At 68.1% G+C, this 5,484-nt stretch carries 8 protein-coding genes and 1 pseudogene; 1 reads left to right on the top strand and 8 read right to left on the bottom strand.

What is annotated here, in order from left to right; genetic code table 11:
- Positions 1–478: 478 nt before the first annotated feature.
- Positions 479–766, top strand: a pseudogene (locus tag AB0M95_RS40595) (hypothetical protein); the annotation flags it as partial.
- A 399-nt stretch (positions 767–1,165) separates the two neighbouring features.
- Here the strand turns inward: AB0M95_RS40595 and AB0M95_RS40590 are convergent.
- From AB0M95_RS40590 to AB0M95_RS40555, 8 genes are all read right to left on the bottom strand, one after another.
- Entirely contained in the window at positions 1,166–2,383 is a 1,218-nt protein-coding gene (locus AB0M95_RS40590; protein ID WP_363776997.1) for a DUF3560 domain-containing protein, read from the bottom strand.
- Positions 2,322–2,855, bottom strand: coding sequence for a hypothetical protein (locus tag AB0M95_RS40585; protein ID WP_363776994.1), 534 nt, complete (start codon positions 2,853–2,855; stop codon positions 2,322–2,324). The genes AB0M95_RS40590 and AB0M95_RS40585 overlap by 62 nt, the downstream gene beginning before the upstream one ends.
- A gap of 14 nt (positions 2,856–2,869) precedes the next feature.
- Positions 2,870–3,277, bottom strand: a complete 408-nt coding sequence (locus AB0M95_RS40580; RefSeq protein ID WP_363776991.1) for a hypothetical protein — start codon at positions 3,275–3,277, stop codon at positions 2,870–2,872.
- Between the two features lie 78 nt (positions 3,278–3,355).
- Positions 3,356–4,150, bottom strand: a complete 795-nt coding sequence (locus tag AB0M95_RS40575) for a hypothetical protein (RefSeq protein WP_363776988.1) — start codon at positions 4,148–4,150, stop codon at positions 3,356–3,358.
- Positions 4,150–4,560: a hypothetical protein gene (locus tag AB0M95_RS40570; protein WP_363776985.1), complete on the bottom strand. Its 411-nt coding sequence runs from the start codon at positions 4,558–4,560 to the stop codon at positions 4,150–4,152. The genes AB0M95_RS40575 and AB0M95_RS40570 overlap by 1 nt, the downstream gene beginning before the upstream one ends.
- On the bottom strand, positions 4,553–4,741 hold the full coding sequence (locus tag AB0M95_RS40565; protein WP_363776982.1) for a hypothetical protein: 189 nt from the start codon (positions 4,739–4,741) through the stop codon (positions 4,553–4,555). The genes AB0M95_RS40570 and AB0M95_RS40565 overlap by 8 nt, the downstream gene beginning before the upstream one ends.
- Before the next feature lie 139 nt (positions 4,742–4,880).
- The gene (locus tag AB0M95_RS40560; protein WP_363776979.1) at positions 4,881–5,054 is read right to left on the bottom strand and encodes a hypothetical protein; all 174 of its coding nucleotides are present in this window, start codon (positions 5,052–5,054) and stop codon (positions 4,881–4,883) included.
- 113 nt (positions 5,055–5,167) lie between these two features.
- Positions 5,168–5,359 (bottom strand): hypothetical protein, encoded by a 192-nt coding sequence (locus AB0M95_RS40555; protein WP_363776976.1) that lies wholly within the window; start codon positions 5,357–5,359, stop codon positions 5,168–5,170.
- Positions 5,360–5,484: the final 125 nt, after the last annotated feature.

The raw sequence follows: 5,484 nt of genomic DNA, 5'->3' as shown, positions 1-5,484 counted from the left end.
CGGCGGCGATCCCGGTGACCACCAGGACGGAGAACGCCGCTCCCCAGCGGATCGCCCGGTCCCCGGTGGTCTCCTGACGTGCTTCGCTGATGCCGAGAGCGGGTCTTGAGCGCAGGATGGTGTCGGTCTTGTCTTGAGGATCGTCGGTCAAACAGTTCTCCAGATAGTGAGGCTGGACGGGAGAAGGCCCTGATGTTGGAGGGGCGGTTCAGGCGGCTGTTCGGGTCCGGAGCTCTGACAGCGGGAGAGGGCGGGAGCGGCCTGCGCGGCGGTCACGCAGGATCGCGACGTCGCCGAGTTCGTTCCGAAGGTCTTGCTCGGCGGCCTCGACGGCGGTGAACCCTTCAGGATCAACAGCGAGCATGTGAGTCCACTGGCGGATCCCGGCCCGCACGCAGAAGCCGCCGCAGCGTCTTGACCGGACTACGGGATGGTCATGGTTCGTGTCCTGTGGGAGTTCAGCAACTCTTCGTGAAGGATGCGCTGGGTGGAGCTGCTGCCGGGGGAGCCGGTTCGAGATGTCGAGAAGATCAGGTTGCCCCGGTGGGGGCGGATCTGCGAGGTCGACGGGGTAGTGCCATGGCAACTCGTCGACGATGCCGGGCGTCCGGTTGAGCATGTGCACGAGTACTTGCGGGACCTGGTTGCCCAGGGCAAGTCGCGTGGGACGATCCGCAGCTACGCCTACGTGCTTCAGCGTTGGTGGCGTTTCCTGATCGCGGTCGATGTTGTCTGGGACAGGGCGACCTCGGGTGAGGTGCGAGACTACGTGCTGTGGTTGCTGCACACGCCGAAGCCGAGCGCGCAGCGGCGTGCGGCGTCGGCGAGGACGGCGGGCACGATCAACCCGATCACCCGCAAGCAGTACCAGGGTGACCGGTACCAGCCTGCGACGATCGGGCATAGCAGCGCCGTGCTGCACGACTTCTACGCCTTCTGGATCGAGCATGGCGCTGGTCCGCTGGTCAACCCGGTGGCCCGTGAACGGCTCCGAGACGGCCGGCCGCACGCCCACCACAACCCTCTCGATCCGTTCAGAACGGAAGGACGGCTGCGTTATAACCCGTCCCGATCCAAGCGGCGGCCGAGATCCATCCCCGACGAGTTGTGGCACGACCTGTTCACGAGCATGCCGGCTCGGTGCCGCCGTGGATCGGGTCCGGGATCACGCCGGGTTACCGGCCTGCTGTCCGTTCCCGGCCTCGTCCGAGCCGGGGGCGCCGGTCGAGAACGCTTCCGGATATCGCAACCGGGCCTCGGCGGCGGTCATCTGACCGTCGGCCTGGTCGTAGGGGAGCCGGTCGGTCCATCCGGCTCCGCCCAGCGCGTTGCGGGAGTTGGCCATGGTGATCACGTCGAGGTGGACGCTGTTGACGCCGTTGGCCACGGTGAGGGACTTGGAGTTGACCCGGACGATCTCGTACCAGCGCCGTCCGCACTTGACGAAGTCGCCGCGGGAGAAATCGGCGCTGGACCAGACCCTCCGGCCCTGCTGCTCCTGGAGCTTGGCGATGCGCGCCTTCCAGTAGGTGATCTCCTCGGTCAGCAGGGTGATCTGTGACTCGGTGATCGCGCGGGCGGTCGGGCTGACGGCGATGAGAACCTTGGCGGTGTTGCCGGCCTCGTTATGGGAGAGCACGCGGGAGCCCTGCGGGCGGACGGCCAGCCGCTCCTCCAGCGAGCGCCCGTAGTCGTCGGTCCAGTCGGTGGTGACCGTGATCTCCCACCGCTGGGTGTCACCCTGCAGGTAGCGGTGGTGGCGGCGGACGTCGGCCTCCAGTCGCTCGACGCGCCGCTGAGTGGTGCCGAGGTCCTCGCGGTCGGCCTGGTATGCCGCTGCGGCCTTCGCTCGTCCCGCCCACCGTTCGCCGCGCTGCACGTGTTCGCGGCCTCGGTCCTCCTTGGCGTTGCGCCTCTCCTCCTGCCGTACGGTCCGGTTGTAGGAGTGGTGGTCGATCAGGTGCGGCTGTCCGAGCGGGATCCGGCTCCGTTCCTCCCTGACCTGGTCGATCATCGCGTCACCCTTGGTGAGGGCGCGGTCGGCGTAGCCGCTGAACCGCTCCGTGCGCTCCTCGGCGCGGTCGTAGCGCTCGGCCTCCAACTCGGCGAAGCTCGTGGTAGGCAGGGTGATGTTGTCGACCTCGACCTTCACCTCGTGGCCGGCCTCACGCAGCGCGGCGGCGCACCGGTCGATGTAGTGCTGCTTGGCGGGACGGCGGCGGGTGGAGGCCACGTACCAGTACGCCTCGCCGTGGTCGGGGTGATCGTCCAGGTATCTGGACGGGCGGAAACCGGCGTCGTGGATGATCTCTCCTGAGCCGTCACCGGGGGTGGTGCCGTAGACGACGGTGCCGGTCTCCAGCGTGTGACTGATAACGATCATTGATTTGCGGGTCCTTCCGTGTACAAGAGCTTTTCGCGGTAGTCGGCGAGTGGTGGTTGAGGGGCCTCAGCCCCCAGTTGTCGAGGTATTCGGGTTCGGGGAACTGCGTCATGGCGCCGGCGATCTCGCTGTAGGGGATGTCGAAGGCCTGGCCCCATAGGTGCCAGGCCGTGTGGTAGGCCCAGTCGGCGACGGCGCTGCGGTCGTCTTCGCGGACGTGATCGGACCAGGAGCTGATCCGCTGGTGGCCGTGACGCCAGGTCACCGCCCGGACGTGTGCCAGCGCCCACTGTTCTCCGGGATGCGTGGGCAGATCCCGGACGTCCTGCTGGGCAGCCGCCCACGCGGCCAGTGCACGGGCCAGGTCCCAGAATTGGAATCGGCCCCGGATGGCCAGCGTGAACTCAAGCCGGCCATCCGGTCCCTGCGACAGGCTGAGCCGGGTGGCACGGATCCGCTGCGCGGTGGTCATGGCGGCAGTGGTCTTCACGCTCCCCCCGCCCACGAGGTGAGGTTGTGCTCATCGACCCATCGCCGAGCGGATGCCTCGTCGGGGAAGTACGCCGCCTTCCCGTTGACGTACCGGGGCAAAGCCTGCTGGCCGTTGGGACCACCGCGAGCAGGAACGTCGTCGGGGTGAGGCTCCAGCGGGGCGACCTGCTGCCCGTAGTTGCACATGTCGCGTGCCACCCACGGCAGCCCCTTGATCACCTCGACTCCACCTTCGAGGCGTTGGGCGTAGTAACCTCCCGGCCGCTGGGGATCCCACTGGAATCCGCACATGTAGTCGCGGGAGTCTTTGTGGATGTAGGCACCCTCGGGAGCCGGCAGGGCATGCCCGCACACCGGGCACTGCTCTGGGCACGTTGGGGCGGCGCCAGCGGTCTTGGTCATCATCGCCTTCCTTTCTGCGAGGTTCTGTAAGGCCCCGGATCAGGGGCGGGCCGGGCCTGCGGTTGGGTCGGGCGGTTTTCACGCTGTGTGGTTGAGCGGGAGGAGGTCTTCCACGACTCCTGGGTGGGCTCGGTCGACGCGCTCCAGCAGTTCGGCACGCCAGGCAAGCGCGTAGTCGATGCAGTTGCCGCAGTGGCCGTGCTGGTGCCGGGGGTGGCGGGCTGCCCATCGGGCGGCTCGTGACCAGGCGAGGCTGTCGCTGGAGACGATGTCGGCGGCGGAGGAGATCAGACCGGTGGTCTTGTAGCCGAAGGTGTGCAGCCGAAGCCCCAAGCGGGCGAGCCGGGAGATCATGAGCGCGACGGGCAGGGTGTTGCCCTTGCGGCAGATCGAGCCGAGCCCGACGATCGGTTCCTCACGCAGGTTGATCCCGGCGGCGAGCCATTGTTCCAGGTGGTCGACGAGATAGTCCCTGGTACGCCTGCCTTGCAGGACCAACATCCAGGGCAGATCAGGTTCGAGGCTGCGGAGTTCCAGGCCGTTGGAGATCGTCGCCCGCTGATGCTCTTCAACCGACAGTCCGGTCTTGGCCAGCGATTCGTCTTCGCACGGCCAGTCGAGCTGGGCGATGTGGCAGGGAGGGCCGATCTCGTCGTGGTAGCGGCGCACCAGCTGCGCGTAGGCGCGGGCGCCCAGGCGCCAGCGCCCGTACCGGGTGAGTTCTGTGTACGCCCCGGAGTCCAGGCCCCACACCCCGCCGTCGACCAGGTGGGGAAGGGAGGAAAGCGGCGACAACGAATGCTGGGAGACATATAGCGGAACGCGCACCCGGGCCAGCCAGTCTGGGTGATGGGTGCCGAGGAAGAAGCGCATCAGGTCGCCCTCGGGGCGTCGCGGTCCTGAGTGGCGGATGGCGGGTGGGACAGGGGACGAGGATCGGTGGAGAGTCGCGTGATCAACGCGACCAAGCCGCGGCGGACTGGTTGCCCTCCGGCAGTCACATCGATGAACACCTCGTCCAGCACGGCGAAAGCGTCGGCTTCGCTCTCCGCGGCCACCTCCAGGGTCACCTCGACGGTCGAGCGGTAGCGGAAGGTCGGCCCGGCGGGTGGGTACGGCGACTGCGACAGGTCGACGGTGCTGTGCCGGCCGGCCTGGTCGATGACCGTGAACACGTTGGCGGCCGAGCCCGGAGCGCTGCGATCGGCCCAGGCCAGTTCCGCCGCGTGCCGAGGTGATTCGGCGTGCTCGTCGATCTCCCAGCGCACGAGGTAGTCAGGCATCTGGCACCTCGGTGTGAGCTTCGGAGGCGAAGGCGATTTCGGCGAGGCGTTCCTGCGCCTCTACGAGCGGCGGTGCCGCGGGCGGACGATCCTTGGAGGAGTTGTCCCTTGGGGTCGTGGAACAGCAGTGGGTGCCGCGTGGTGCGGCCGCCGTCTTCTGGTTGGGGGTGGTGGTCAGCATGCGATCTCCTGTCGCGGGAGAAGACAACCGCTCCCGGCCGGTGAGCCGGCCAGGGGCGGCAGGGGGAGGTCATGCGGGTCGGAAGCAGGCCGGTGAACTGTGGCCCGCACATGTCCGGCTCGCAGGTGATCGGGATCGTTCAGTCGAAGTGGATCTGCCGGAACACCTCGTCGACCGCCTTGACGGCCTCGTCTTCCGGCATCTCCTCCAGCCGGGCCAGCGGCCCGGTGTCGACGTCGTGCCGGTCGGACAGGTGGGCCTGGGCGATGGCCTCGCGCAGGATCTTGCGGGTTTCGGAGCTCATCTCGGTCATGACGTGTTTCCTTCCAGGAGGAGAAAGGTGCCGCCCCCGGCCAAGTGGCCGGGGGCGGGCCGGGCAGCAAGCAGGGGAAAGCGAACGGGTTGGCCGGGCTGACGCGGCTGAGGTCACATCCCGCCGGTGGTTAAGGTCGATCGGGGCAACCAGCCCTTCGCTGATGCCGATATCGTGTTCGGCCGGTCGTCATCGCAGGCCGGACACCGGTCGAGGTAGGCGTGGTCACCGGCCGACCCGACGGCAACGGCGAGGTGTTCCTGCGCCGCGATGAGCGGTTCTTCCACGGGCGGGTGATCGTTCATCGAGTCGTCCCTTCACGACGGGGAACGGCGCAGGGCGGCCGCGCGGCGCGGCCGCCCGGCGCCGGCCAGGGGTGGTGGTCAGGGGGCCGCGGCGGAGATATAGGCGGGGGCGAACTAGATAGGAA

This window comes from Sphaerisporangium sp. NPDC051017, from assembly GCF_040683095.1.
Taxonomy (GTDB): Bacteria; Actinomycetota; Actinomycetes; order Streptosporangiales; family Streptosporangiaceae; genus Sphaerisporangium.
Note: the sequence above shows the minus strand (reverse complement) of the source record. Positions and strands in the feature narration are given on the sequence as shown.

What these genes read in the sequence shown, in the direction of transcription:
- AB0M95_RS40590 (WP_363776997.1), bottom strand. Translation starts at nt 2,383, where the DNA reads ATGATCGTTATCAGTCACACGCTGGAGACCGGCACCGTCGTCTACGGC.
- AB0M95_RS40585 (WP_363776994.1), bottom strand. Translation starts at nt 2,855, where the DNA reads ATGACCACCGCGCAGCGGATCCGTGCCACCCGGCTCAGCCTGTCGCAG.
- AB0M95_RS40580 (WP_363776991.1), bottom strand. Translation starts at nt 3,277, where the DNA reads ATGACCAAGACCGCTGGCGCCGCCCCAACGTGCCCAGAGCAGTGCCCG.
- AB0M95_RS40575 (WP_363776988.1), bottom strand. Translation starts at nt 4,150, where the DNA reads ATGCGCTTCTTCCTCGGCACCCATCACCCAGACTGGCTGGCCCGGGTG.
- AB0M95_RS40570 (WP_363776985.1), bottom strand. Translation starts at nt 4,560, where the DNA reads ATGCCTGACTACCTCGTGCGCTGGGAGATCGACGAGCACGCCGAATCA.
- AB0M95_RS40565 (WP_363776982.1), bottom strand. Translation starts at nt 4,741, where the DNA reads ATGCTGACCACCACCCCCAACCAGAAGACGGCGGCCGCACCACGCGGC.
- AB0M95_RS40560 (WP_363776979.1), bottom strand. Translation starts at nt 5,054, where the DNA reads ATGACCGAGATGAGCTCCGAAACCCGCAAGATCCTGCGCGAGGCCATC.
- AB0M95_RS40555 (WP_363776976.1), bottom strand. Translation starts at nt 5,359, where the DNA reads ATGAACGATCACCCGCCCGTGGAAGAACCGCTCATCGCGGCGCAGGAA.